The sequence below is a fragment of the Afipia massiliensis genome, assembly GCF_001006325.2.
GTDB lineage: Bacteria > Pseudomonadota > Alphaproteobacteria > Rhizobiales > Xanthobacteraceae > Afipia > Afipia massiliensis_A.
Window position 1 is genome coordinate 1,649,345 of sequence record NZ_LBIA02000001.1, and the last position, 24,762, is coordinate 1,674,106.

Below are 24,762 nucleotides of genomic sequence, written 5' to 3' on the forward strand. Positions count from 1 at the left end.
ACACCAAGGGTTTTGACAGACCATGACCATCCGCCTGCATCGCGGCGACCTGCCGGACCTTTCGCGCTACACGCAGTCGGTGGCGATCGACACCGAGACGCTGGGCCTCAACCCGCATCGCGACCGGCTGTGCGTGATCCAGTTGTCGAACGGCGACGGCACGGCGGACGTGGTGCAGATTCCGGCTGGTCACTCCGACGCGCCCAATCTGAAAAAGCTGCTCGGCGATCCGAAGATCACCAAGATTTTTCATTTCGCGCGGTTCGATCTCGCCGTGCTGTTTCATGCGTTCGGCGTGATGCCGGAGCCGGTCTACTGCACCAAGATCGTGTCACGGCTGGTGCGGACCTACACCGATCGCCACGGCCTGAAGGATCTGGTGCGCGAGGTGCTCGGCGTCGATCTGTCGAAGCAGCAGCAATCGAGCGACTGGGGCGCCGCGTCGCTGACCGATGCGCAACTGGCCTATGCGGCGTCCGACGTGCTGCATCTGCACGCGCTGCGCGAGAAGCTCGACGCGATGCTGGCGCGCGAGAACCGGGAGGCGCTTGCCGCCGCCTGTTTCCAGTTTTTGCCCACCCGCGCGAAACTCGACCTGCAGGGTTGGGAAAACGACGATATTTTCGCGCATTCGTAATTCCGCCATTTGCGGCCCAATCTCGCCTTTTGCAGCGAGGTTCGCCCGGTTTCGGTCACTTTTTTGCTCTTTGCCAAGCGCTTGGTATCAAGTGCTTGGTAAGGCGTGACAAATGCCGGGCTGCAAAAAACCGTGTCATTGGCGTAGAATGACCGGGCCACCCCGGCGCTTCGGAGCATATTTTGGTTTCGGTTCAGAGCCAGAGCTATCAGGCTGGTGCGGATGCGCGCTACGCGAAGGCGAAGCGTCACAGCCGCCGCGTGCGCCAGATGCGGTTCGCTGTGCCAGTGATGGTGGCCGCCGCGATGCTGACCATCATCGGCATCTCGCTGTTCAATCCATTCCGGATTCTGTCGAAGCTGCCGATTGACATCGGCAAGCTCGGCGTCTCCGGCACCAAGATCACGATGGACTCGCCGCACCTGGCCGGCTTCACGCCGGATCAGCGGCCCTATGAACTGTGGGCCAAATCTGCGGTGCAGGACGTGACCAATCCGAACAATGTCGAACTGCACGAACTGCGCGCCAAGGTTCAGATGGAAGACAGGACAGGCATCACCATGGACGCGCGCAACGGCCTGTTCAATACCAAGACCCAGTTGCTGGATTTGAAAGACAACATCTTACTGCAATCCACCACGGGGTATGAGGCGCGGCTGACGCAGGCTAACGTCGATCTCGGCGGCGGGACGGTGTCCTCGGATCAGCCTGTGGCGGTGAAACTGCTGAACGGCACGCTGGATGCGAATCGTCTGAGAATCACGGAAAACGGCGCGCTGGTGCGCTTCGAAGGCGGTGTCTCGATGATCCTGATTCCGGATCAGCCAGCCACCGATACATCGACAGGTAATCAGGCGCCCGCACGGGACGCCGCGGCGAAATGATTTTTCGGATGATGAAGATTCACAACGGTTTCAACGCCAACACCATCGCGCGTGTCTTGTCCGCGGCGGTGGTCGCCATTGCCCTGTGTGCGACAGACGATGCGCATGCGCAGAGTTCGGCGACGGGCGTGCCCAACGCGATGCAGGGCTTCTCGCAGAATCGCGACAAGCCGATTCAGATCGATGCCGCCTCGCTTGAGATGCGCGACAAGGACAAGGCGGCGACGTTCAGCGGCAATGTGAAGGTCGTGCAGGGCGACACCACCATGCTCTGCAAGACGCTTGTGGTGTTCTACGACAACGATCAGTCCAGCAGCCCCAAGAAGACTGCGATGAAAACATCGACGCCCGGACCCGCCGGCAGTTCGTCCATCAAACGGCTTGAGGCGCAAGGCGGCGTCGTCGTCACCCAGAAGGATCAGACCGTGACCGGCGACCGCGGCGTGTTCGACATGCGCGCCAACACGGTCACGATGCACGGCAATGTGCTGCTGACCAAGGACAAGAACGTGCTGCGCGGCGACCGCCTCGTTGTCGATCTGACCACGGGCATTTCCCGGGTCGAATCGAACAGTGGGCGCGTGCAGGGTGTGTTTCAGGCCGCGCCGAACGGGTCGCAACCGGGCGGCGCCCCAGCCGGCGCGCAGCCGTCGCCAGCGCCTGGCGGCCCCGGAAAACCGCTCAAACTCAATGACTTGTCACCTCCGCGGAAGCCCAACAGTTGAACCGGATGCTGGGAGCCTGTATCACCCAGCCCCTGAACATTTGGGGATGGGCAACGCGCCTTCGCTCCATCATGCTCAGGCAACACTCCAAGGGCTGATTTGAAGCGGGCATGGTAGATCTCCTGCGCATCTTTCGTCGTCGAGGCCCGGGGCGTGGACGGCAGGGGTTTGCGCGTTCGCGCCAGGATGATCTGCGTCAGGACATCACCGCGCTCGCGGCGCGGATGGGCGACATCTTCAAACCGGCCGCCGGCGAAAAGCCGTTAGCTGCGCGTGAGGCGTCCCGCGAGGCCGCGCCGCTCAGGCGCGAAGCCGTTGCCGCGGCAACTCCCCGCGAGCCGTCGCTCGCGCCACAAGACTCGTCGGCTTTCACGCACGATGCGCCGCCGATTCCGCGCAACCTGGCGCGGGATACTGCAAAGGAAAAGCCGCGCGAGAACCCGCAGCGCAGCCGCGCCGCAACCAACGGTACAGCGCCACGTGCGCAGCACTCGGGTTATCTCGCCGTTCACGGCGTCGAGAAGAGTTTCGGCACGCGCAAGATCGTGCACGGCGTCAGCATCTATGTCCGGCGCGGCGAGGCAGTCGGTATTCTCGGGCCGAATGGCGCCGGCAAGACCACCTGCTTCTACATGATCACCGGTCTCATCAAGCCGGATCGCGGCCGTGTCGAACTCGATGGCCACGACGTGACGCAGCTGCCGATGTATCAGCGCGCACGGCTCGGGATCGGTTACCTGCCGCAAGAAGCCTCAATCTTTCGCGGGCTGTCGGTCGAGGACAACATTCGCGCGGTGCTGGAAGTGGTCGAGCCCGACAAGCGCAAGCGCGAACGCGAACTGGATTCGCTGCTCGACGAATTCAACATCACGCGCTTGCGGAAATCGCCGTCGATCGCGCTCTCCGGCGGCGAGCGGCGGCGTGTGGAAATCGCGCGCGCGCTGGCCTCGCGTCCCAACTACATGCTGCTCGACGAACCATTCGCCGGCATCGATCCGATTGCGGTCGGCGATATTCAGCAACTGGTGCGCCACCTCACCGCGCGCGGCATCGGTGTTCTGATCACCGACCACAATGTCCGCGAGACGCTCGGCCTGACCGACCGCACCTATATTGTCTACGCGGGGGAGGTGCTGACCGAGGGCACCCCTGACGAGATCGTCAACGATCCGGACGTGCGGCGGCTCTACTTGGGTGAAGAGTTCCGGCTCTGATTCACCCTGATCGCGATCGGTGAGCGGGCGGCGCAGTATCCCGATTTTTCGAAACGTCAAGCCGTGTACAAGCTTTCAGTAAAAGTATAAGCAAGAAACGGACCAATTTTTGGACCGGATCTGGTTTTTATGGCGCTGACGCAGAGATTAGAGTTCCGCCAGTCGCAGTCGCTGGTGATGACGCCGCAGCTGATGCAGGCGATCAAGCTGCTGCAGCTGTCGAATCTCGACCTCGTGGCGTTCGTCGAGGACGAGCTTGAGCGCAACCCGCTGCTCGAGCGGGCCAATCAGGATGGCGCCCCCGATCATGGCGAGCCCTCTGCCACCCATGCGGAAGGCGACGGCGCGGATTTTTCCGACGGTGCGGAATTCTCATCGGGCGCCGACGGCGAACGCTCCGGCGATGGCTTCGAGCCCGGCGCCGAGGAATGGATGGCGCCCGATCTCGGGACCCGCACAGAGATCGAGCAGACCCTCGATACCGGCATGGAGAACGTGTTTCCGGAGGAGCCTGCGGACGCCGCCGCGCGCAACGCGCAGGATGCCGCGCCAACCGCCTATACCGAGTGGGGCGGCGGCGCGTCGAACGATGACGACTACAATCTCGAAGCCTTTGTCGCGGCAGAGACGACGCTCAGCGGGCACCTCGCCGAGCAGCTTGCGGTTGCATTTCCGGATCCGATGCGCCGCATGATCGGGCAGTATCTGATCGATCTCGTCGACGACGCCGGCTACGTCCCTGCCGATCTCGGGGACGCCGACGAGAAGCTGGGTACGTCGCGCGACGAAGTCGAGGCGGTGCTTGCGGTTCTGCAGAAGTTCGATCCGCCCGGTGTCTGTGCGCGTAACCTGAGCGAATGCCTTGCGATTCAGTTGCGCGAGCGCGACCGTTACGATCCCGCGATGCAGGCGCTGATCGAGAATCTCGGTCTGCTTGCGAAACGCGACATCGCTTCTTTAAGAAAAATCTGCGGCGTCGATGACGAAGACATCGCCGACATGATCGGTGAAATCCGCCATCTCAATCCCAAGCCCGGCCTGAAATTCGGATCGGCCAAGACCCAGAGCGTCGTGCCGGACGTCTACGTTCGCCCGGGTCCGGACGGCGGCTGGCATGTCGAGCTCAACAGCGACACGTTGCCGAAAGTTTTGGTCAATCAGGTTTACTATTCGCAACTGTCCAAAACCATCCGCAAGGATGGCGACAAGTCCTACTTCACCGATTGCCTGCAGAATGCGACGTGGCTGGTGCGCGCGCTCGACCAGCGCGCGCGGACGATCCTGAAGGTCGCGACCGAAATCGTTCGCCAGCAGGACGGGTTTTTCACGCAGGGCGTGGCGCACCTGCGTCCGCTCAATCTGAAAGCCGTCGCCGACGCCATCCAGATGCATGAATCGACCGTCTCGCGGGTAACCGCGAACAAGTACATGGCGACCAACCGGGGCACGTTCGAACTCAAGTATTTCTTCACCGCCTCGATCGCCTCGGCGGACGGCGGGGATGCGCATTCCGCCGAAGCTGTGCGGCACCGCATCAAACTGCTGATCGACGCGGAAAGCCCCACGGCCATCCTGTCGGACGATACCATCGTGGAACGATTGCATGGCGACGGCATTGATATAGCCCGGCGCACGGTAGCGAAGTATCGTGAAGCCATGCGTATTCCTTCGTCCGTGCAACGCCGCCGCGACAAGCAGAGCATGCTCGGTACAGCATTAACGTCGGCCGCTCCGGCCGTGGACAGGTCCCGCGACACAGCTACCGCTTGACTGCGACCTCAAGAAGCGGAACGCTCCTTCATCCGAACTGCAAGTCCGAAGAAGCAAGTGAGGAACGTCATGACACTCCGGGTCTCTGGAAAAAGCATCAGCGTCGGTGAAGCCCTTCGTGATCGCGTCAGCGAACGCACGGACGAAGTGCTGCGAAAATATTTCGATGGCAACTATTCCGGCCACATCACGCTCAGCAAGGACGGCTTCGGCTTTCGCACCGATTGCTCGCTTCATCTGGATTCGGGAATCACGCTTGAAGCCGATTCGATAGCCGCCGATGCTTATGTCAGTGCGGACCAGGCACTGCTGCTGATCGAGAAACGTTTGCGCCGCTACAAGAGCCGGCTGAAGGATCGCTCGGCGCGCAAGACGTATGCCGCGGCGGCCGCGGCGTTGTCGGATCTCAATGGGGCCGCGCTGGATGCGCCGAGCTATGTGATCGAGGCGCCGTCGCACGAGGACGATGTCAACGAGTTCAATCCCGTTATCATCGCCGAGGCGACGACCTCGCTGAAGCGGTACTCGGTGAGCGAAGCGGTCATGGAACTCGATTTGACCGGTGCGCCGGTCATGGTGTTCCAGCACGGCAGCAGCGGGCGGGTGAATATCATCTACAGGCGGCCGGATGGGAACGTCGGCTGGGTGGATCCCCCTGTGATCGGCGAATCGGTTCGCCATTGACGCCTTCTGCGCGCCTAACTATGGTCCGCGACCTTTCAGGAATGCGGACCATAATTTGGCACGCAGGGCTCTTGACGCCACCCGGTCTGAGACCGATTTTATAAGTTCACCAACGGCTTAACCTCACCCTCGGAACGTTCATGACGATTACCGATCTGGTCGCACCCGAGGCGATTCTTCCTGCTTTGAAGGTCAACAGCAAGAAGCAGGCGCTTCAGGAACTCAGCGCGCGTGCCGCTGTTCTCACCGGACAAAACGAACGCTCGATCTTCGAGGTGCTTCTCCAGCGCGAGAAACTGGGAACCACCGCCGTCGGTTACGGCGTGGCGATCCCTCACGGCAAACTGCCGAAGCTCGACAAGCTGTCAGGCCTGTTCGCGCGTCTGGATCGTCCGATCGATTTTGAGGCGATGGATGGCCAGCCGGTCGATCTGGTATTCCTGCTGCTGGCTCCCGAAGGCGCCGGTGCGGATCATCTCAAGGCGCTGGCGCGCATTGCGCGGCTGCTGCGCGATCAGGATATCGCCAAGAAGCTGCGCGCATCGAAGGACGCGCAGGCGCTGTATTCGGTGCTGGCGCTGCCGCCGGCGACTGCGGCCTGAATCCGGCATCGCACGCCATTTCGGAAACGAGCAAGCGTAACCGTGCTGAAGCAAGGCATCATCCGATGTCGTCCCGGCGAGGAGTGTGGCGACTTTCCCCATTCCGGGATGCGCCGCTTGGCGCAGGCCCGGGACCCATAACCACCGAACGTAGTGATGACGGCGAGAAGATCGCTCCAATACCTCCCTCAAATTGATGATTCAGGGAGTATGGGTCCCGGCCTTCGCCGGGACGACGTGGAGAGATACGAAACAGTCCGCCGAAACATTTCGTGATGGGGATACCAATCCCCGCGCTCTGAACCTCTCTTATGTTCGACCTGTCCTGCTCGTGAGGGGCGCTTTCTAGAGGCGTCTTGAAGGCGGAGCAGGATGCGGCGCCTGCACGCACGGTTCGCACCCGTTGCGTCCGGGAGGCTGGGGTCACCGTCCGGGCCAACTACGTGGCTCTGCCGTTCGCGGCTGGACGTCGGTGAGGACGAAGGCGGCGAAAGCCGGCCGGATCGGGACGTGAACGCGTCCGTCCTCACCCGGAAGTACGGTCCCCTCGCCCAAAATCGCCGGAATGGAGCGCCGCAAGGCGATGCGCTTTCGGACTTTCATCGCCTCGCACGCGATGCCGGAAGCGAAACGATACAAGGTGCGCCTCGCGGCGCTCCATGCCCCTCATTTCGGGGCACATCTAAAAGCTCACCTCGCGCGATAGCGCGAGAACGATGATGCGTGGCTGAACGGAAATGGCTGTTTGAAAATTGAATCGGAAAACGCGCCGTGGGTCGTTGAAGGCATCTATATGTCCAATATGTCCAATGTCATGGCCGGGCTTGTCCCGGCCATCTCGATAACGAGGGCACCGTGCTCACCTAACCGGGATCACCGGGACAAGCCCGGTGATGACAGGTTGAGAGCGAAGCGGGATGCCTCAAGCATCATCGGTGCGAATGCAATCTATCGGCCGGGCCGGCGAAGCCAGACAGCAACAGGAAACACCGAGCGGCGAAAGGGAGAGTCCAAAATAAAAGCGGCAGCGCACGCCGCACTGCCGCTTCGTTCATGATCGTCGCATTCCTGCGCGGCTTATGGCCGGCTCAGTGGACGCTGACGGTCTCCAATTCGTTGCTCCATGCATTCGCGATCGCCGCTTCGCGGCTGTCGGTCAGCATGATCGGCGTGCCGTCGGCAGCATGAAGCGCGAACAGCTTCAGGCCGGGCGCGATCTGCGGCGCCTGCGGGAAAAGTCCCGGCACGTCTTCCGAGCGAATCTGTTTCACGTAGGCGATGTGGCCTTCGCCCAGAGTTGCCAGCGCCTCAAGCGAGACGGCGGGTTCGAAGATGACATTACCAGTCATGGTCTCGACTCCTTACAGTTGTTAAGCGGTCGAGTCCGCTTCCGTTCCATTATTCGTGCTCATTGATGGCTATCGTCTTAACGACCCGTTCAGGCTCGGGACGAGCCAGATCGATCGACAGCAGGCCATTCTTCAGGTCAGCGCCGATGACATACATCCCGTCCGCCAGCACGAAGGTGCGCTGGAAGTGACGCGCGGCAATGCCGCGATGGATGTACTGCCGGGTCTTGTCGTCCTGCTGGCGGCCCCGGATCACGAGCTGGTTTTCCTCAGTCGTTACATCGAGTTGGTCGCGGGTAAATCCGGCGACTGCCAGCGTGATCCGCAGGCGTTCGGGCTGGCCTTCGTCACGGCCGCACCGCTCGATGTTGTAAGGAGGATAACCGTCTGCGCCTTTCACGACGCGATCGAGCGCACGCTCGATCTCGTCGAATCCCAAAAGGAACGGACTCGATAGCGACGGAACACGAGACATTCACAAAGTCCTCTCGAAGCGACTTTGGGTTGGAGCCCTTGCGGCACTCCTTCCTGGGTTCCCGGCAGCCTTGCGGCCTGCCGGTTGAAACAAATATGGCGATGTCTTTTGCGTTGTTCAAGAACCCCTAACCGCCCGTAAACAGGGATGAATCCGGCTAATCCCCGATCCGGCTGCGCCCATCTGCGCGAAACAGGTGCAGTTTGCCGCGCGCCGCCGAGACCCTGATCCGCTCGCCGATGGCGGGAGCCGCTTCTCCGGGCAGCCGGACGATGATTTCGCCGGGCGGCAATTCGCCGGGCCTGGCGCTGACGGTTGGGCCGCCGTTGGCGCGCGGTCTGGTGCCATAGACATACGTTTCGGCGCCGACCCGCTCGATAGCGTCGACCATGAGTTCAAGTGTGAGGCCCTGAGGCGCCGCTGCGCCGGCGAGTGCGAAGTCCTCCGGCCGGATTCCGAGCGTGGCGTCGCCGGGCGCCTTGATCTGCAACGCATCGAGCGACCCGCCGAGATCGTTCGCTGCCACCGGCAGCAGGTTCATCGGCGGCGCGCCGATGAACGAGGCGACGAAGGTCGTGGCCGGTTTCTTGTAGATGTCGAGCGGCTTGCCGATCTGCTCGACCTGTCCGCCGTTCATCACCACCAGAATATCGGCGAGGGTCATCGCTTCCATCTGGTCGTGGGTGACGTAGATCGACGTGGTCTTGAGGCGGCGCTGCAGCTTGCGGATTTCGACGCGCATGGCGACCCGCAGCTTCGCGTCGAGATTCGACAGCGGCTCGTCGAACAGAAACACTTTCGGTTGTCGCACGATGGCGCGCCCCATGGCGACGCGCTGGCGCTGGCCACCCGAGAGCTGCCGCGGCTTGCGATCCAGCATCGGCGTGATTTCCAGAATCTGCGCGGCTTCCCGTACCCGCACATCGATCTCCGGCCTCGGCATGCCGCGATTGCGCAGGCCATAGGCCATGTTGTTGTAGACGCTCATGTGCGGATAGAGCGCGTAGTTCTGGAACACCATCGCGATGTCGCGATCGGCCGGTTCGATCTGATTGACGACGCGGCCGCCGATATCGATTTCGCCACTTGTGACGGTCTCAAGACCCGCCACCATCCGCAGCAAGGTGGATTTGCCGCAACCGCTTGGTCCGACCAGCACGCAGAACTGCCCGTCGCCGACCTCAAAGTCGATGCCCTTGATGGCATCGACCCCGCCGGGATAGGTCTTCTTCACATCGCGCAGGACGACATTCGACATGCTCGTTCCCCAAACTCCAGAATCTACTTTTCAGTTTCGACGAGGCCGCGCACGAACAGCCGCTGCATGAAGACGACGACGGCGACCGGCGGCAGCATCGCAAGGATCGCGGTGGCCATCGCCAGCTGCCATTCCGCCAGTTCGTCGGTGGTGGTCAGCATTTTCTTGATGCCGGTCACGATGGTCTGCATCGAGTCCTGGGTGGTGATCAGCAGCGGCCACAGATACTGGTTCCAGCCGTAGATGAACTGGATCACGAACAGCGCGGCGATGGTGGTGACGGACAGCGGCAGCAGCGTATCCTTGAAGAACCGAAACGGACCGGCGCCGTCGATCTTCGAAGCTTCCAGAAGTTCTTCGGGAATGGTCATGAAGAATTGCCGGAACAGCAGCGTGCCGGTCGCTGACGCGATCAGCGGCAGGATCAGCCCGGCATAGGTGTCGAGCATGCGCAGGTCGGCGACCACCTTGTAGGTGGGATAGATGCGGACCTCGACCGGCAGCATCAGCGTAATGAAGATGATCCAGAACGCGGTTTTCCGGAACGGAAAGCGGAAATACACCACCGCAAACGCCGACAGGATGGAGATGAAGATCTTGCCGACCGCGATGCCGATGGCGGAAACGAACGAATTGATCAGCATATGCCCGACCGGCTCGCGGCTGGTGCGCGATCCGCCGACGAAGACCGCCCGGTAATAGTTTTCGAGGGTGTGGGTGCCGGGTGAGAGGGGCATATTGCCGTTGACCACGGTCGCCGCGTCGTGCGTCGAGGCGATCAGGGCGAGATAGACCGGAAATGCGACAATGAAGATGCCGAAGGTGAGAATAGCGTAGGCGACGAAATCGCGCAGAGGACGATGCTCGACCATCAGTACTGCACCTTGCGTTCGACGTAGCGGAACTGCACCGCGGTCAGCGCGATGACGATAACCATCAGCACCACGGACTGCGCCGCCGAGCCGCCGAGGTCGCCGCCGAGCCGTCCGTCCGCGTAAACCTTGTAGACCATGGTGGTCGTCGCACCCGCGGGGCCGCCGCCGGTGACTGCGTCGATGATGCCGAATGTATCGAAGAAGACGTAGACCACATTGACCACCAGCAGGAAGAACGTGGTGGGCGACAGCAAGGGAAACACGATGGTCCAGAACCGGCGCAGCGGGCCCGCGCCGTCGATTGCGCTGGCCTCGAGCACGCTTCTGGGGATCGACTGCAGGCCGGCGAGGAAAAACAGGAAATTGTAGGAGATCTGCTTCCAGACCGCAGCCATCACCACCAGCGTCATGGCGTGATTGCCGTTCAGCAGCGGGTTCCAGTCGAAGCCGAGAACGCGCAGCGGCCGCGCCAGCGTGCCGAGCGAGGGATGAAACATGAAAATCCACAACACGCCGGCGATCGCGGGCGCTACGGCGTAAGGCCAGATCAGGAATGTCTTGAAGGCCGGCGCCGCCTTCAGATTCTTGTCGGCCTGGGTCGCGAACATCAGCGCGATGCTGAGGGACAGCAATGCGACGAGGGTCGAAAACACCACCGTCGTCCATATCGCCTTGTAGTATTCAGGCTGCGCGAACAGCGCCTGATAATTCTCCAGGCCGACGAATTCCGACGTAAGGCCGAAGGCGTCTTCGCGCTTGAACGACTGCAAGACCGCCTGACTGGCAGGCCAGTAGAAAAATACGAAAGTGATGACGAGCTGCGGCGCGAGCAGCAGATACGGAAGCAGCCTGTTGTTGAAAGTGGCCGACTTTTCCATTCAGGGCGTCACTCGTGAACTGTCGGCGGATCGCTGGACTCCTGTCCGAACCAGAGCCAGTAGCCATCGGGATCGCGCAATTCGAATTCCTTCATGCCATACGCCGTGACGCGCAAATCTGTAACAGCCAGGTGGTCATCTTTCCATGCCGCGTGGAGGGCTGCGATGTCGTCGGGGTAGAGATAATAGACCTGAAAGTTCTTGGCATGCAGCGGCAGCGTCTCCATTTCCTCGCGCGGAGGCTCGTTGAGCATGATCTTGATGTCATCGCGGCCGATCATGCACCATTTCGGCTCGGGTTCACCGAATACGTTGATGACATGAAAGCCGAGCTTATCACGATAGAACGCGATGCTCCGCTTCAGGTCGGTTACGCTCAACATTGGAATCAGCGCGGTCAGTTTCATGGTGGCCGCGCTCCGGAAATCTCACTTCGCGGTTTTTTCGAACGTCCGCAGCATGGCGTTGCCGCGGCTCACGGCGGAATCGAGCGCGTCCTTGGCGGTCTTTTGGCCGGCGAGCGCGGCCTCCATCTCTTCCGCCCAGATGTCGCGCATCTGCACCATGTTGCCGAAGCGCAGGCCGCGTGAGTTTTCTGTCGGCTCCTTGTTGGTGAGCTCCTTCAGCGGGGTCTGCAGCGTCGGGTTCTTGTCATAGAAGCCGTCAGTTTTGGTCTTTTCATACGCTGCCTTGGTGATCGGCAGATAGCCGGATTCCTGATGCAGCTTGGCCTGGCGATTGGTGTCGGACAGGAAGGCAAAGAACTTGGCGACACCTTTGTATTCGTCGGGTTTCTTGCCGCCCATCACCCACAGCGATGCGCCGCCGATGATCGAATTCTGCGGCGCGCCGGCGGCGTCCGGATAATACGGCATCGGCGCGGAGGTGAATTCAAACTTGGCGGTGCCCTTGGCGGTTGCGTAGTAGCCCGACGAGGTCAGGAAAAGCGGGCATTCGCCGGAACTGAAGCGGCTTTCGCTGGCGTTGGCGCGGCCGGAATAATCGTAGGTCTTGTCTTTCTGCAGATCCATCAGGTTCTGCAGGTGCTTGATATGCAGCGGCGAGTTGAACTTCAGCACGGTGTCGAAGCCGTCGAGGCCATTCGCCTTGGTGCCGATCGCAACGTTATGCCAGGCGGAGAACTGTTCGATGTGGGCCCATGACGCCCACGCATTGGAAAAACCGCAGGTGGTGTACCCGGCCGCCTTCAGTTTCTTGGCGGCGTCGAAAACCTGCGGCCAGGTTTTCGGGATTTCCGCGATGCTGGCCTTCTTCAGCGCGTCGAGATTGACCCACATCACCATCGATGAGGAGTTGAAGGGGAACGACAGCATGTCGCCCTTCGCGGTTGAATAGTAACCGGTGATCGCCGGCAGATAGGCCTTCGGATCGAACGGCTCGTTCGCATCCTTCATGAGCTGGTAGACCGGCTTGATCGCGCCGGTGGCGCTCATCATGGTCGCGGTGCCGACCTCGAAAACCTGGATGATATGCGGGGCGTTACCGGCGCGGAACGCGGCGATGCCTGCGTTCATGGTGTCGGGATAGCTGCCCTTGAAGGAGGGGACGACCTTGTAGTCGCTTTGCGAGGCGTTGAAGTCCGTCGCCAGCTTGTTGACGATATCGTTGTTGCCGCCGGTCATGGCGTGCCACCACTGGATCTCGGTGACGGCCTGTGCGGGCGTTGCAAAAGCTAGAAGGGTCGAAGCAGCCAGGCCCAAGACAGCCTGAAAGCCCATCCGGCGAATTGTCATCGATATTTTCTCCCTGAAGCCGTCCTCATCGTTGCGCGGTAACAGCGCCGGATGACGTGCTGGTGACGCCGGATGGTAAGCGGGGAGGGTTGCCTGTGGGAAGCCTTAAATGGCTTCGACCTTGGGGGCAGACGGCTGGCCGTTGCGGCCGGAACGATCTGGTCCCGTGTGCATCAGGGGGCGACGGTGTTGCCGTCGCCCCAAAGCTTGCGTTGCAGCCGAAGGCTGCGGCCTAGCGCTTCCGCTCCGGCCCCGCGACGACGCCCGAAGCGCGCAGGTCGGCGATTTCTTTCGCCGAGTAGCCGAACTCCGCCAGCACGGTGTCGGTGTGCTCGCTGAACTTCGGCGGCACGTGACGCAGGCTGGCCTTGGTGCGGTCGAAACGGATCGGGGAGGCGACGCCCTTGTACCAATCCTTCTCGATGATATCGCCGCGATGCTTGACGTGTTCGCTCGCCAGCGCCTTGTCGATCGACTGGACCGGACCGGCAGGCAGGCCTGCCGCCAGCAGACGCCGGCACAGCGGCTCGCTGTCATGGTCCTTCAGGATATCGACGATCACGGCGCGTAGTTCGTCGCGATGGGCGATGCGGTCACGATTGCGCGCGAAGCGCGGATCGGTGCCGAGTTCGGGCTTGCCGAGTTCCTTCATCAGCTTGCGGAAGGTGCCGTCATTGCCCACCCCCATGAAGACGTCGCCGTCGCGCGCCGGGAACACCGCGTAAGGCACGAGGTTCGGATGCTCGTTGCCGGTCAGCGCCGGCGGCTTGCCGTGAAGGAAATAGTTGGCGGTGTGCGGATGCATGATCGCGAGGCCGGTTTCATAGAGCGTGGTCTCGAGGAACTGCCCCTTGCCGGATCTGGCGCGTTCCGCCAGCGCCATCAGAATGCCGACCGCGGCATAAAGTCCCGTCGTCATGTCGACGAGCGCGACGCCGATTCGGGTCGGGCCGCTCTGCGGCGATCCGGTCGAGGCCATCAGACCGACCATGGACTGAATGATCGCGTCGTAGCCCGGATGCCCGCCGTGAGGTCCGTCCGCGCCGAATCCGGAAATGCGGCAGTGGATCAACCGGGGGAATTTTTCGCGCAGAAAATCATTGCCGATGCCCCATTTGTCGAGCGTTCCCGGCTTGAAATTCTCGGTAAGAACGTCGGCGGTCTCGAGCATCTTCATCAGGACGGCGCGTCCGCCTTCCGACGCGAGGTCCAGGGCGATCGCGCGCTTGTTGCGGTTGGTGCCGATGAAATACGCCGCGTCGTCGTCGTGGAACGGAGGGCCCCAGTCCCGGGTCTCGTCACCGGCCGGCGGCTCGACCTTCACAACATCAGCGCCGTGATCGGCGAGAATCTGCGTGCAGTAGGGACCGCCGAGCACGCGCGTTAGATCGACGACGCGCAGTCCGGCCATTGCACCGGTCGCGGTTTGAGATGTCATGGGGTCAACCTTCAATCAGCGAAAATTTTGAAGACGATGCTGCAACGTTGCAGCCTGCTGTCACATTGAAAGAATTCGGACAGTGCCGTCAATACGCGCGCCGGTTGGCATCCATGCACGCGCGCATGCTGTGCGGCCCGCTCGGTTCATTGGGCGAACAGGGTCCGCAGAAAACGAGAATCATCGTTTCAATGAGAGAAGGTTGGTGGAGCCAGGCGGGATCGAACCGCCGACCTCTTGCATGCCATGCAAGCGCTCTCCCAGCTGAGCTATGGCCCCGAACACCTTGCCGCGCGGTGGGACTGCGCGGGTTACTTTGAATCGGCGCGCGTCGCGCGCCGGACCGAAAAATCACACTTGAGGATTTATCTCAAGTCTCTTCATCGCCCGACACATCACCGATGATGTCAGTAACGTCTTCGTCGTCTTCCTCGTCCTCGGCGATGAAGGTCGAATCATCATCGTCGTCGTCAGTGAGGGTCTCGTCGACTTCGATATCGTCCTCGGATTCCGGCAGCACGGCCTTGACCTTGCCGCTGTTCTCCTCGGCATCGGCCTCTTCCAGCGAGACCAATTCTTCTGCCTCGGCGGGCTCCGGCACGATGCTGGCGGCATTGGCTGCGGCAGCGCGTGCGGCAGCGTCGGCGCGCGTGCGTGGCGGCGGAACCGGCGCGATCGGCACGATCTCGCCAGTATACGGCGAAATCACCGGATTCTTGTTGAGGTCATAGAACTTTTTGCCCGTGGTCGGGCAAATACGCTTGGTTCCGAGATCGGCTTTGGCCACGGTTTATAGTCCTGAGGATGTCTTGAAAAAGCGGTGCTTCACTTGGCTAGTTGCGCCGCCGCTGTCAATAGCGGTTTGGGGGATAAATGACCGGGTCGTGACGTCGTCCAAACCCCGTGGTAGGAGCCCGCGCTGTACAAGCCCTGTACAAGGAAATGCCATCTTGACCCATTCCGACCATCCAACCCCGCTGGAATCGCGCGCCGCGGGCGCACTCAGCGGCCGCGTCCGCGTGCCGGGTGACAAATCCATCTCCCACCGGGCCCTGATTCTGGGCGCTCTGGCGGTGGGCGAGACCCGGATTTCGGGTCTTCTGGAAGGCGAGGACGTTCTCAACACCGCCAAGGCGATGGCCGCGCTCGGGGCGCGGGTCGAACGCACCGGCGAGGGGGCCTGGTCGGTTCGCGGCGTTGGGGTCGGTGGCTTCAAGGCGCCGGCCGCACCGCTCGATTTCGGCAATAGCGGCACCGGATGCCGTCTCGCCATGGGCGCGGTGGCGGGATGTCCGATTGCAGCGACCTTCGATGGCGATGCATCGCTGCGCAGCCGGCCGATGCGCCGGATTCTCGACCCGTTGGAGTTGATGGGCACGCGCGTGACGTCGAGCGCGGACGGCGGACGGTTGCCGATGACGCTGCAGGGCGCGCGCGATCCGCTGCCGGTTGTCTACCGCACGCCGGTGGCATCGGCGCAGATCAAGTCGGCGGTGCTGCTGGCGGGATTGTCCGCGCCGGGTGTCACCACGGTGATCGAACAGGAAGCCAGCCGCGACCACACAGAATTGATGCTGACGCATTTCGGCGCCCATGTGGTGACGACGAAAGAGGGGGCGCATGGCCGCAAGATCGCGCTCACAGGTCAGCCCGAACTGCGCGGCGCCAATGTGATCGTGCCGGCCGATCCGTCCTCTGCGGCGTTTCCGATTGTCGCTGCGCTGATCGTGCCGGAGTCGGATGTCACGCTGACCGACATCATGACAAACCCTTTGCGTACAGGGCTTTTTACGACGTTGCGCGAGATGGGTGCCTCGATCGAGGAGAGCCATCAGCGCAACGATGCCGGCGAGCCGATGGCGCAATTCCGTGTGCGCGCGTCGCAATTGCGCGGCGTGACGGTGCCACCGGAACGCGCGCCGTCGATGATCGACGAGTATCTCGTGCTTGCGGTTGCCGCAGCCTATGCGGAGGGCGTCACCACTATGCGCGGCCTGCAGGAATTGCGCGTCAAGGAATCCGACCGGCTTGAAGCCACCGCCGACATGCTGCGCGTCAATGGCGTCGAGGTGGAGATTTCCGGTGATGACATGATCGTGGTCGGCAAGGGGCACGTGCCCGGTGGCGGCCTCGTCGCCACCCACATGGATCATCGTATCGCGATGTCGGCGTTGGTGATGGGCACGGCGTCGGATACGCCGGTCAAGATCGACGACACCGGGTTCATCGCCACAAGCTTCCCGGACTTCATTCCGATGATGCGCGGACTGGGAGCGGATTTCTCATGATCATCGCCATCGACGGTCCGGCGGCATCCGGAAAAGGCACGCTCGGCAAGCGCTTGGCCCATCATTACGGGTACCGCCATCTCGATACCGGCGTGATCTACCGTGCGGTCGCCCAAGCGATGCTGGAAGCCGGGGCCGATCTGACCAATGAGGCGCTTGCAGTCGCCATGGCAATGGAACTCGATCCGGAAAAGTTCGGCAATCCGGTTCTGAAAACCCAGAAGGTTGGTGATGCCGCCTCGGTTGTCTCGGCAATTCCCAAGGTCAGGGAAGTACTTATCAATTTTCAGCGGCAGTTTGCTGCGGACCCGCCGGGCGCGGTGCTCGATGGTCGCGACATTGGAACCGTGATCTGCCCGGATGCCGACGTGAAGATCTTTGTGGTGGCGGACCCCCATGTCAGGGCCCGTCGCAGGACCCTGGAGGCCCGTGCCCGGGGCGAGGCCGCGGACGAGGCCGCCGTGCTGGCGGATATCCTCAAGCGCGACGAACGCGACCAGAACCGGGCGGTAGCGCCTTTAAAAGCGGCTCCGGATGCATACTTGCTGGATAACTCTCAGTTGGATATAGAGAGCGGCGTCCGGGCTGCGATCGACATTGTCGAGGCCGTCCGAGCGGGCCGGCCGAGGGCATAGTCCCCGCCGTCATTGGAGGAAAGCCCGCTCCCGGTTTTTGAGGTCGATCTTCGTCTCGGCTCCGGACACTAGTGTGGTGGTTCGCAAGTCCGCACTATCATTTACGGCGCGTCCTTTTGCGGACTTGCGAACCAAAACCACACTAGAATTATTATTCTAGTGTCCTTTTGAATTCGAAGTTCGCTATAGAACGTGCCGCGCAAATGAAGCGAACTTCGAATTCAGGACACTGACCACGCGCTTCCCGCGCGGCAATCCAATTTTGCACCGTATCGTTCGTGCAGGCACACGCCGGCCCGCTGTCGCAATTCCTCCTTGCGGAAGCGGTCGTCAAAGGTTGCGGACCTTTGGCACTGGATGCGCGATACGCCCTTAACCCTGCTGCCGGCATTCCGCATTTGGAGAACAAATGGCTTCGACTGCTACTTCATATAATCCTTCCCGCGACGATTTCGCCGCGATGCTTGATGAGTCCTTTGCAGGCGGCAACCTGCAGGAAAGCTCCGTCATCAAGGGCATCGTTGTTGCGATCGAAAAAGACATGGCCGTCATCGACGTCGGCCTGAAGACCGAGGGCCGCGTGGCTCTCCGCGAATTCAACGGCCCCGGCCGTGAGAGCGACCTCAAGGTCGGTGACGAAGTCGAGGTGTTCCTCGACCGGATCGAGAACGCGCTCGGCGAAGCCGTGCTGTCGCGCGACAAGGCGCGCCGCGAAGAAAGCTGGGGCAAGCTCGAGAAGGCCTTCAACAACAACGAGAAGGTTCACGGCGTTATCTTCAATCAGGTCAAGGGTGGCTTCACCGTCGATCTGGACGGCGCTGTCGCCTTCCTGCCGCGCTCGCAGGTCGACATTCGTCCGATCCGCGACGTCGCGCCCCTGATGAACAACTCGCAGCCGTTCCAGATTCTCAAGATGGATCGCCGCCGCGGCAACATCGTGGTGTCGCGCCGCACGGTTCTCGAAGAGACCCGCGCCGAACAGCGTCAGGAACTGGTGCAGAACCTCGAAGAAGGTCAGGTCATCGACGGCGTCGTCAAGAACATCACCGATTACGGTGCGTTCGTTGACCTCGGCGGCATCGACGGCCTGCTGCACGTCACCGACATCGCGTGGCGCCGCGTCAATCATCCGACCGAAGTGCTGGCGATTGGCCAGACGGTCAAGGTGAAGATCATCAAGATCAACCACGAAACCCACCGCATTTCGCTCGGCATGAAGCAGTTGCTGGACGATCCATGGCAGGGCATCGAGGCGAAGTATCCGCTGAACTCGCGCTTCACCGGACGCGTCACCAACATCACCGACTACGGCGCATTCGTCGAACTGGAGCCGGGCATCGAAGGCCTGATCCACGTCTCGGAAATGTCGTGGACCAAGAAGAACATGCACCCCGGCAAGATCGTTTCGACCTCGCAGGAAGTCGAAGTGCAGGTGCTCGAAGTGGATTCGGCCAAGCGCCGCATCTCGCTCGGTCTCAAGCAGACCATGCGCAATCCGTGGGAAGTCTTCGTCGAGAAGTATCCTGTGGGCGCGGTCGTCGAAGGCGAAGTCAAGAACAAGACCGAATTCGGGTTGTTTTTGGGTCTCGACGGCGAAGTGGACGGCATGGTCCACCTGTCCGACCTCGACTGGAAACAGCCTGGCGAGCAGGTCATCGACAACTTCAAGAAGGGCGACATGGTCAAGGCCGTGGTGCTCGACGTGGATGTCGAGAAGGAGCGCATCTCGCTCGGCGTGAAGCAGCTTGAGGGCGATCCGTTCGCAGAGCCAGGCGACGTCAAGAAGGGCGCCGTCGTGACCTGCGATATCATCGAGGTGAAAGAAGCCGGTATCGAAGTTCAGATCACCGGCACCGACTTCACCACCTTCATCAAGCGCTCTGAACTCGCCCGCGATCGCGGCGACCAGCGTGCCGAGCGCTTCGCGGTTGGCGAAAAGGTTGACGCCCGCGTCATCCAGTTCGACAAGAAGGCGCGCAAGGTGCAGGTCTCGATCAAGGCGCTTGAAGTCGCTGAAGAGAAGGAAGCCATCGCACAGTACGGCTCGTCCGATTCGGGCGCGACGCTGGGCGACATTCTCGGTAACGCTCTCAAGAAGCGCGACAAGTAAGCACCTTATCGCTGAAACAAATCAGGGCTCCGGAGAATTCCGGAGCCCTTTTTCGTTTGCACGTGTGATGTAACAAACAAGACGTGATCACCGGGACGATGCAGGTGATGACGATCGCGGGTATTGCGCGCATCGCGGGCAATCTTTCTCCGCGTCAATCCCGCGAAAGCGGGGATCCAAACTCCCTGAGTTCTCGAAGTGAGGGAGATGTCGGAGCAATCTTCTTGCTTCCGCCACGGTGTTCGGTGGTTATGGGTCCCCGCCTGCGCGGGGACGACATCGTGGGTGTAGCGAGCACCTTACTTACAGTTCGTCATGGCCGGGCTTGACCCGGCCATCCACGACTCTGGAGTTTGCCACGCGTTACAAGCAAGACATGGATCACCGGGACAAGCCCGGTGATGACGATTGTGGGTGTTGAAGCGCCGTGCGTCATTCCGCATTCCCGATTCAATTTTCAAACAGCCACTTTCAAACATTTCAAACAGCCATGTATCATCGCTCTCGCGCTCAATCGCGCGAGGTGAGCTTTGAGTCTCGCCCCTGAAAACGAGGGGCATGGAGCGCCGCGAGGCGCACCTTATCTTGTGTCGCTTCCGGCACCGCTTGCGACACGGTGAACCCCCGGAAGCGCATCGCCTTGCAGCGCTCCATTGCGGCGACTTTGGGCGAAGGGACCGTACTTCCGGGTGGGGACGGGGGAGCAACTCGACCCCTGATCCGGCCGGCTTTCGCCGCCTTCATCCTCACCGACGTCCAGCCGCGAACGGCAGAGCCACATAGTTGACCCGGACGGTGACCCCAGCCTCCCGGACGACGTGTGTGCGAAACACGCGTGCAGGCACCGCATCCTGCTCCGCTTCAAAAGCGCCCTCGAGAAGCGCCCCTCACGAACAGGACATCGCGAACTTAAGCGTGGTCCGGGGCATGGGGATTGCTATCCCCATCACGAAATGTTTCGGGAGGATGAGTTATCCGCTGTCATTCCGGGGGGCGCGTCTTCGCGCGAACCCGGAATCCACGGCCACGCAGGAAATTTCGCAGTCATGGATTCCGGGTCTGCGCCGAGCGGCGCATCCCGGAATGACGGAGGGAGAGTTCGCTGCACTCCGCGATGACGGACGTGGATAGGCCAGCTTTTGCCTATTCGTCCGCAGCAACAGGTTCGGCGGCCGTGGCCGCTTCCTCGCCGTTCCATCCGCACGCCCGGAGCCGTTCGTGCAGATGCGCGGGTGCAGGCGCGACAACGCGCACCGGCGGCTTGTTCTTCGACAGGGGGATGACGATTTCACGCGCGTGAAGATGCAACGTCGGTTCGCCGAATCGCGGCCCGTTGCCGTAGATGTTGTCGCCGACGATCGGCCAGCCGCTCGCCGCGCAATGCACGCGCAACTGATGGGTGCGGCCGGTGATCGGCTCCATCGCAAGCCAGGTCAGGGGCTCACCACGTCCATCTTGGCCACGTCCCATCACAGTCCATTTTGTGAGTGACGGGAACCCGTTCGGATCCGGCTTCTGCCACCAGCCGCGCTCTGCGTCCAAACGTCCCAGCGGAATATTGATTTCGCCTTCGTTCTCAGTTGGGTTGCCTTCGACCACGGCCCAATAGGTCTTGGAAATCTTGCCGTGCTTGAACAGCAGGCCGAGCGAAGCGGTGGCTTTACGGTGACGTCCCAGGACGAGGCACCCCGAGGTGTCGCGATCGAGCCGATGGGCCAGCACTGGCGGACGCGGCAGGCCGTAGCGCAGCGCGTCGAACGAGGCTTCGAGATTGGGGCCGCCTTTGGGGCCGCGATGTACGGCGATCCCGGCCGGCTTGTCGATCACCAGCATCAGCCCATCGCGGTGAAGCACGCGGGCCTGGATTTCTTCCGGGGTCGGTTGCGGCGTATCCATTGTAATTGAGCGTCTTTCGTTTGCAGCCTGAACCGGGTAACACACCCCCCGCATGAACGACAGCACGCAAGAACCCAAACAAAGCTGGTGGCGCAGGCTTTCCGCCGGCCTCAAGCGCACGTCGAGTTCGCTCGGCACCGCGGTGGCGGATCTCGTCACCAAGCGCAAGCTCGACCGCGCCATGCTCGACGATATCGAGGATGTTCTGCTGCGCGCCGATCTCGGAACCGAGGTCGCGGCACGCATCGCGGAGGCTGTCGGCAAGGGACGCTACGACAAGTCGGTCTCGGCGGAGGATGTGACAACCATTGTCGCCACCGAAGTCGAGAAGGTGCTGTCGCCGGTGGCGAAGCCGCTGGAAATCGACGCAACGCAAAAGCCGTTTGTCATTCTCGTGGTCGGCGTCAACGGCTCGGGCAAGACCACCACCATCGGCAAGCTCGCCGCGAAACTCTCTGCCGAGGGACGCAAGGTGATGCTGGCTGCGGGCGACACGTTCCGCGCCGCCGCCATCGAGCAGTTGAAGGTGTGGGGCGAGCGCAACAAGGTGCCGGTGGTGGCCCGCGCGCAAGGCTCGGATTCGGCAAGCCTCGCCTTCGAGGCGGTCGAAGCCGCAAAGGCGCAGGCCATGGACGTGCTGCTGATCGACACGGCCGGGCGTCTGCAGAACAAGAACGAGCTGATGGTCGAGCTTGAGAAAGTGCGCCGCGTGATCGGCAAGGTCGATTCGAGCGCGCCGCATGCGGTGCTATTGGTGCTCGATGCGACGGTCGGACAGAACGCGTTGTCGCAGGTCGATGCGTTTCACAAGACGGCGGGCGTCACCGGGTTGGTGATGACCAAGCTCGATGGCACGGCGCGCGGCGGCATCCTCGTGGCGCTGTCGGAGAAATACAAGCTGCCGGTGCATTTCATCGGCGTCGGCGAAGGGATCGACGATCTCGCGCCGTTCACCGCGCGGGATTTTGCCCGCGCGATCGCAGGACAGGAAAACTGATGGCGTCCGAGAGAACTGCACCGCATCCGCTGTTCAAGCTCGCGACCGAACTCGGTCCGCTGGTGATCTTTTTCGGGGCCAACGCGAAGTTCGGGCTGTTCGTCGCCACCGGCGCGTTCATGGTTGCGATCGTCGCTGCGATTATTGCGTCCTATATGGTGTCGCGCCATGTGCCGCTGATGGCCATCGTCACGGCGGTGATCGTGCTGGTGTTCGGCGGGCTGACGCTGTTCTTTCACGACGAGACGTTCATCAAGCTCAAGCCGACCATCATCTACGCGCTGTTTGCAGCCGCGCTCGGCATCGGACTGCTGCTCGGGCGCTCGTTCATCGCCATCATGTTCGACCAGATGTTCAATTTGACCCCGGTGGGTTGGCGACTGTTGACCATCCGCTGGATGGTCTTCTTCGCGGGCATGGCGGTGCTGAACGAGATCATCTGGCGCACGCAGAGCACGGATTTCTGGGTGTCGTTCAAGGCGTTCGGCGTGATCCCGATCACGGCGATCTTCGCGATGGCGCAGACCTCGCTGATCAAGCGTTACCATATCGAGCCCGCCACCGACGAGGCGAGCGACATCGAGCGCGGCGACATTACGAAGGGGTGAGTCCTCTCGTCATTGCGAGGAGCTTTTGCGACGAAGCAATCCAGCTTCTCTAAAGAGTGGATTGCTTCGCTGCGCTCGCAATGACGAAGAAAAACGCACCGGCTTTGCTGCCGGTGCGTTTCAATGGATCACGTCGCGAAAAGCAGGATTACTTCTGCTTCGCGATGATCTTGTCCTTGATCTCGGCGTAGGTCTTCTCAGGCACGATCTTCTTGTTCACGAGATCGTCCTTGCCCTTGTAGGGGCGGCCCTTGATGATCGCGGCGGAGTACGCGTCGCCGATCCCCTTGAGCGCCTTGAGCTGGTCGGCGGTCGCCGAGTTGATGTCGAGCAGTTCAGTCTTGGTGTCAGCCTTGGCCGCGGGAGCCATCTTCGAGTCGGCCTTCGGCGCCGTTGCTGCGGCAGGCGGAGGCGCCATCTTGCCACCGGTTGCCGGCTGGGTCGCCTGAGAGAACGACGGCGACGATGCGAGCAGGCCGAGGGCAAGGGTCGCGGCAGTCAATGAAAGAAGTTTCGAATAACGCATGGGTGTCCCTCCAGGACAGTGATTGCAACACGCATAGCGTATGTTCGAATTCGTGGCCGCGCCATGGCTTCAAAATGAACGGCAGATAAAAGCGCAAAATTATTTTGAGCCGCTTTGGTGCGGCGCGGCTGCGCCAAACACGCCCGGTTAGTTCTTGGCCGCAGGCAATTTCTCGAACGGATCGAAGGCGACAAAAGCCTCTGGCAACTTGACGTCGATGCCGGAGGTCCGGCCCCGCTCGTTGAGGAATTTCATCGAGACGGCAAAGTCATCGAGCAGGTTCGGCAGGGGGACCAGCGGCTGGTCCAGCGGGCGGGTGAAGTCGTCCCAGTGAATCGGAATGACGCGCCGCGCGCCCGGCTTGTCCACGACTTCCCGCCAGTAATCTTCCATGTAGCTGGCGGGGCGCTTGCCGAGTTGCCCGGTGCCCAGAAACACCACATCCGCCTTGCGTCCGTCCAATGCTCCGGGGACGAAGCCGGCGCTGGCGTTGATCAGCATGCGCCGGTCTCCGTGCTCGACAAGGACCATGAAACTGCCGCCCTCGAGATAGGCGTTGGCGCGAACCGGCGGCTTCAACGGCTCGGCGATCTCGCCTCCGGTGAAGGGCGACGGCACATGGCGGCCGGGAAGCAATGTGATGCGGAAACGCCCGAAGGTCATCACGTCGCCGGTGCGGCGCACGGCGATCTGGCTGTCCGGCAAACCCCAGCCACGCCCGACATTCGCGGTCGATTCCGATCCGACGAGAGCTGCGCCGGTGCGTGCGGCGACTTCCGGCGAATCCATCGCGTGATCGTAGTGGGAGTGATTGACGATGACCGCGGCCAGCCGCGTGACACCGGCGCGCCGCAGGGTTGTCTCGATGACAGCTTTGTCCGGCGCGATCTTCTCGAGAAGCAACTGCCGTGAGTTCGGCCGCGTGAAGAAGCCGTCGGTCAGGATCGCGGTCTCGCCATCGTCGAGCAGCAAGGTGGAAACGCCCAGGAATGTGACGCGTAGCCCCGGATCGCGGTTGGCCTTGGAGAAGGTCTTCAACGCATTGAAGGCGTCGATGTCCGGCCGGTTGCTTAGGCCGTGATAGATATAGGCGGCGGCAGCAACGATCAGCAGCAGCAGGACGGCGGCAATCCGGATCACATACTTCATGGGACCTTCC

The 24,762-nt window shown here is 61.7% G+C and carries 24 protein-coding genes and 1 tRNA gene; 12 read left to right on the plus strand and 13 right to left on the minus strand.

From position 1 onward, the window contains the following. Positions 1 to 22 precede the first annotated feature (22 nt). The 7 genes from YH63_RS07835 (at position 23) to ptsN (ending at position 6,516) form a co-directional block, all read left to right on the plus strand. Positions 23 to 637, plus strand: a complete 615-nt coding sequence (locus YH63_RS07835) for a ribonuclease D (protein WP_046828088.1) — start codon at positions 23 to 25, stop codon at positions 635 to 637. Positions 638 to 819: 182 nt separating this feature from the next. Further along, positions 820 to 1,521, plus strand: a complete 702-nt coding sequence (lptC, locus tag YH63_RS07840) for an LPS export ABC transporter periplasmic protein LptC (RefSeq protein WP_046828087.1) — start codon at positions 820 to 822, stop codon at positions 1,519 to 1,521. Next, a complete protein-coding gene (locus tag YH63_RS07845; protein ID WP_052753840.1) occupies positions 1,518 to 2,246 on the plus strand; it encodes an LptA/OstA family protein in 729 nt (242 codons plus the stop codon). The genes lptC and YH63_RS07845 overlap by 4 nt, the downstream gene beginning before the upstream one ends. A gap of 110 nt (positions 2,247 to 2,356) precedes the next feature. Further along, positions 2,357 to 3,460: an LPS export ABC transporter ATP-binding protein gene (gene lptB / locus YH63_RS07850; protein WP_046828086.1), complete on the plus strand. Its 1,104-nt coding sequence runs from the start codon at positions 2,357 to 2,359 to the stop codon at positions 3,458 to 3,460. A 129-nt stretch (positions 3,461 to 3,589) separates the two neighbouring features. After that, the gene (gene rpoN, locus YH63_RS07855; protein ID WP_046828085.1) at positions 3,590 to 5,230 is read left to right on the plus strand and encodes an RNA polymerase factor sigma-54; all 1,641 of its coding nucleotides are present in this window, start codon (positions 3,590 to 3,592) and stop codon (positions 5,228 to 5,230) included. A gap of 69 nt (positions 5,231 to 5,299) precedes the next feature. Then, a complete protein-coding gene (gene hpf / locus YH63_RS07860; protein WP_046828084.1) occupies positions 5,300 to 5,914 on the plus strand; it encodes a ribosome hibernation-promoting factor, HPF/YfiA family in 615 nt (204 codons plus the stop codon). A 140-nt stretch (positions 5,915 to 6,054) separates the two neighbouring features. Next, positions 6,055 to 6,516 carry a PTS IIA-like nitrogen regulatory protein PtsN gene (gene ptsN / locus YH63_RS07865; protein ID WP_046828083.1) on the plus strand — a complete coding sequence of 154 codons (462 nt, stop codon included), beginning with the start codon at positions 6,055 to 6,057 and terminating at the stop codon, positions 6,514 to 6,516. 1,088 nt (positions 6,517 to 7,604) lie between these two features. Here the strand turns inward: ptsN and YH63_RS07880 are convergent. From YH63_RS07880 to YH63_RS07925, 10 genes are all read right to left on the minus strand, one after another. Then, a complete protein-coding gene (locus YH63_RS07880) occupies positions 7,605 to 7,865 on the minus strand; it encodes a DUF1150 family protein (protein WP_019199340.1) in 261 nt (86 codons plus the stop codon). Between the two features lie 49 nt (positions 7,866 to 7,914). After that, positions 7,915 to 8,340 (minus strand): Hsp20 family protein, encoded by a 426-nt coding sequence (locus tag YH63_RS07885; protein ID WP_046828082.1) that lies wholly within the window; start codon positions 8,338 to 8,340, stop codon positions 7,915 to 7,917. 157 nt (positions 8,341 to 8,497) lie between these two features. After that, a complete protein-coding gene (locus YH63_RS07890) occupies positions 8,498 to 9,598 on the minus strand; it encodes a sn-glycerol-3-phosphate import ATP-binding protein UgpC (RefSeq protein ID WP_046828081.1) in 1,101 nt (366 codons plus the stop codon). 23 nt (positions 9,599 to 9,621) lie between these two features. Beyond that, positions 9,622 to 10,470, minus strand: coding sequence for a sn-glycerol-3-phosphate ABC transporter permease UgpE (gene ugpE / locus YH63_RS07895; protein ID WP_046828080.1), 849 nt, complete (start codon positions 10,468 to 10,470; stop codon positions 9,622 to 9,624). Then, on the minus strand, positions 10,470 to 11,351 hold the full coding sequence (ugpA, locus tag YH63_RS07900; protein WP_046828079.1) for a sn-glycerol-3-phosphate ABC transporter permease UgpA: 882 nt from the start codon (positions 11,349 to 11,351) through the stop codon (positions 10,470 to 10,472). Before ugpA ends, ugpE begins: the two co-directional genes overlap by 1 nt. Before the next feature lie 8 nt (positions 11,352 to 11,359). Beyond that, positions 11,360 to 11,758, minus strand: coding sequence for a bleomycin resistance protein (locus YH63_RS07905; protein WP_046828078.1), 399 nt, complete (start codon positions 11,756 to 11,758; stop codon positions 11,360 to 11,362). A 21-nt stretch (positions 11,759 to 11,779) separates the two neighbouring features. Then, on the minus strand, positions 11,780 to 13,105 hold the full coding sequence (gene ugpB / locus YH63_RS07910; RefSeq protein WP_046828077.1) for a sn-glycerol-3-phosphate ABC transporter substrate-binding protein UgpB: 1,326 nt from the start codon (positions 13,103 to 13,105) through the stop codon (positions 11,780 to 11,782). 232 nt (positions 13,106 to 13,337) lie between these two features. Beyond that, positions 13,338 to 14,543: a CaiB/BaiF CoA transferase family protein gene (locus YH63_RS07915; RefSeq protein ID WP_046828076.1), complete on the minus strand. Its 1,206-nt coding sequence runs from the start codon at positions 14,541 to 14,543 to the stop codon at positions 13,338 to 13,340. A gap of 203 nt (positions 14,544 to 14,746) precedes the next feature. Continuing rightward, a tRNA-Ala gene (locus YH63_RS07920) sits at positions 14,747 to 14,822 on the minus strand. Positions 14,823 to 14,913: 91 nt separating this feature from the next. Then, positions 14,914 to 15,330, minus strand: coding sequence for a TIGR02300 family protein (locus YH63_RS07925; protein WP_019199348.1), 417 nt, complete (start codon positions 15,328 to 15,330; stop codon positions 14,914 to 14,916). Positions 15,331 to 15,493: 163 nt separating this feature from the next. Here YH63_RS07925 and aroA point away from each other — a divergent pair, with 163 nt between their 5' ends. From aroA to rpsA, 3 genes are all read left to right on the plus strand, one after another. Continuing rightward, the gene (gene aroA, locus YH63_RS07930) at positions 15,494 to 16,831 is read left to right on the plus strand and encodes a 3-phosphoshikimate 1-carboxyvinyltransferase (protein WP_046828075.1); all 1,338 of its coding nucleotides are present in this window, start codon (positions 15,494 to 15,496) and stop codon (positions 16,829 to 16,831) included. After that, positions 16,828 to 17,466 (plus strand): (d)CMP kinase, encoded by a 639-nt coding sequence (gene cmk, locus YH63_RS07935; protein ID WP_046828074.1) that lies wholly within the window; start codon positions 16,828 to 16,830, stop codon positions 17,464 to 17,466. Before aroA ends, cmk begins: the two co-directional genes overlap by 4 nt. A gap of 409 nt (positions 17,467 to 17,875) precedes the next feature. Further along, complete coding sequence (rpsA, locus tag YH63_RS07940) at positions 17,876 to 19,576, plus strand: 30S ribosomal protein S1 (protein WP_046828073.1); 1,701 nt, start codon at positions 17,876 to 17,878, stop codon at positions 19,574 to 19,576. A gap of 1,143 nt (positions 19,577 to 20,719) precedes the next feature. Here the strand turns inward: rpsA and YH63_RS07945 are convergent. Continuing rightward, complete coding sequence (locus YH63_RS07945) at positions 20,720 to 21,472, minus strand: RluA family pseudouridine synthase (RefSeq protein WP_046828072.1); 753 nt, start codon at positions 21,470 to 21,472, stop codon at positions 20,720 to 20,722. A gap of 52 nt (positions 21,473 to 21,524) precedes the next feature. Between YH63_RS07945 and ftsY the strand changes: the two genes are divergently transcribed. Next, positions 21,525 to 22,469, plus strand: coding sequence for a signal recognition particle-docking protein FtsY (gene ftsY / locus YH63_RS07950; protein WP_046828071.1), 945 nt, complete (start codon positions 21,525 to 21,527; stop codon positions 22,467 to 22,469). After that, complete coding sequence (locus tag YH63_RS07955) at positions 22,469 to 23,077, plus strand: septation protein A (protein ID WP_046828070.1); 609 nt, start codon at positions 22,469 to 22,471, stop codon at positions 23,075 to 23,077. Before ftsY ends, YH63_RS07955 begins: the two co-directional genes overlap by 1 nt. Before the next feature lie 148 nt (positions 23,078 to 23,225). Here YH63_RS07955 and YH63_RS07960 read toward each other — a convergent pair whose 3' ends face one another. Then, a complete protein-coding gene (locus tag YH63_RS07960) occupies positions 23,226 to 23,603 on the minus strand; it encodes a ComEA family DNA-binding protein (RefSeq protein WP_046828069.1) in 378 nt (125 codons plus the stop codon). A 147-nt stretch (positions 23,604 to 23,750) separates the two neighbouring features. Then, entirely contained in the window at positions 23,751 to 24,752 is a 1,002-nt protein-coding gene (locus tag YH63_RS07965) for an MBL fold metallo-hydrolase (RefSeq protein ID WP_083992606.1), read from the minus strand. Positions 24,753 to 24,762 lie beyond the last annotated feature (10 nt).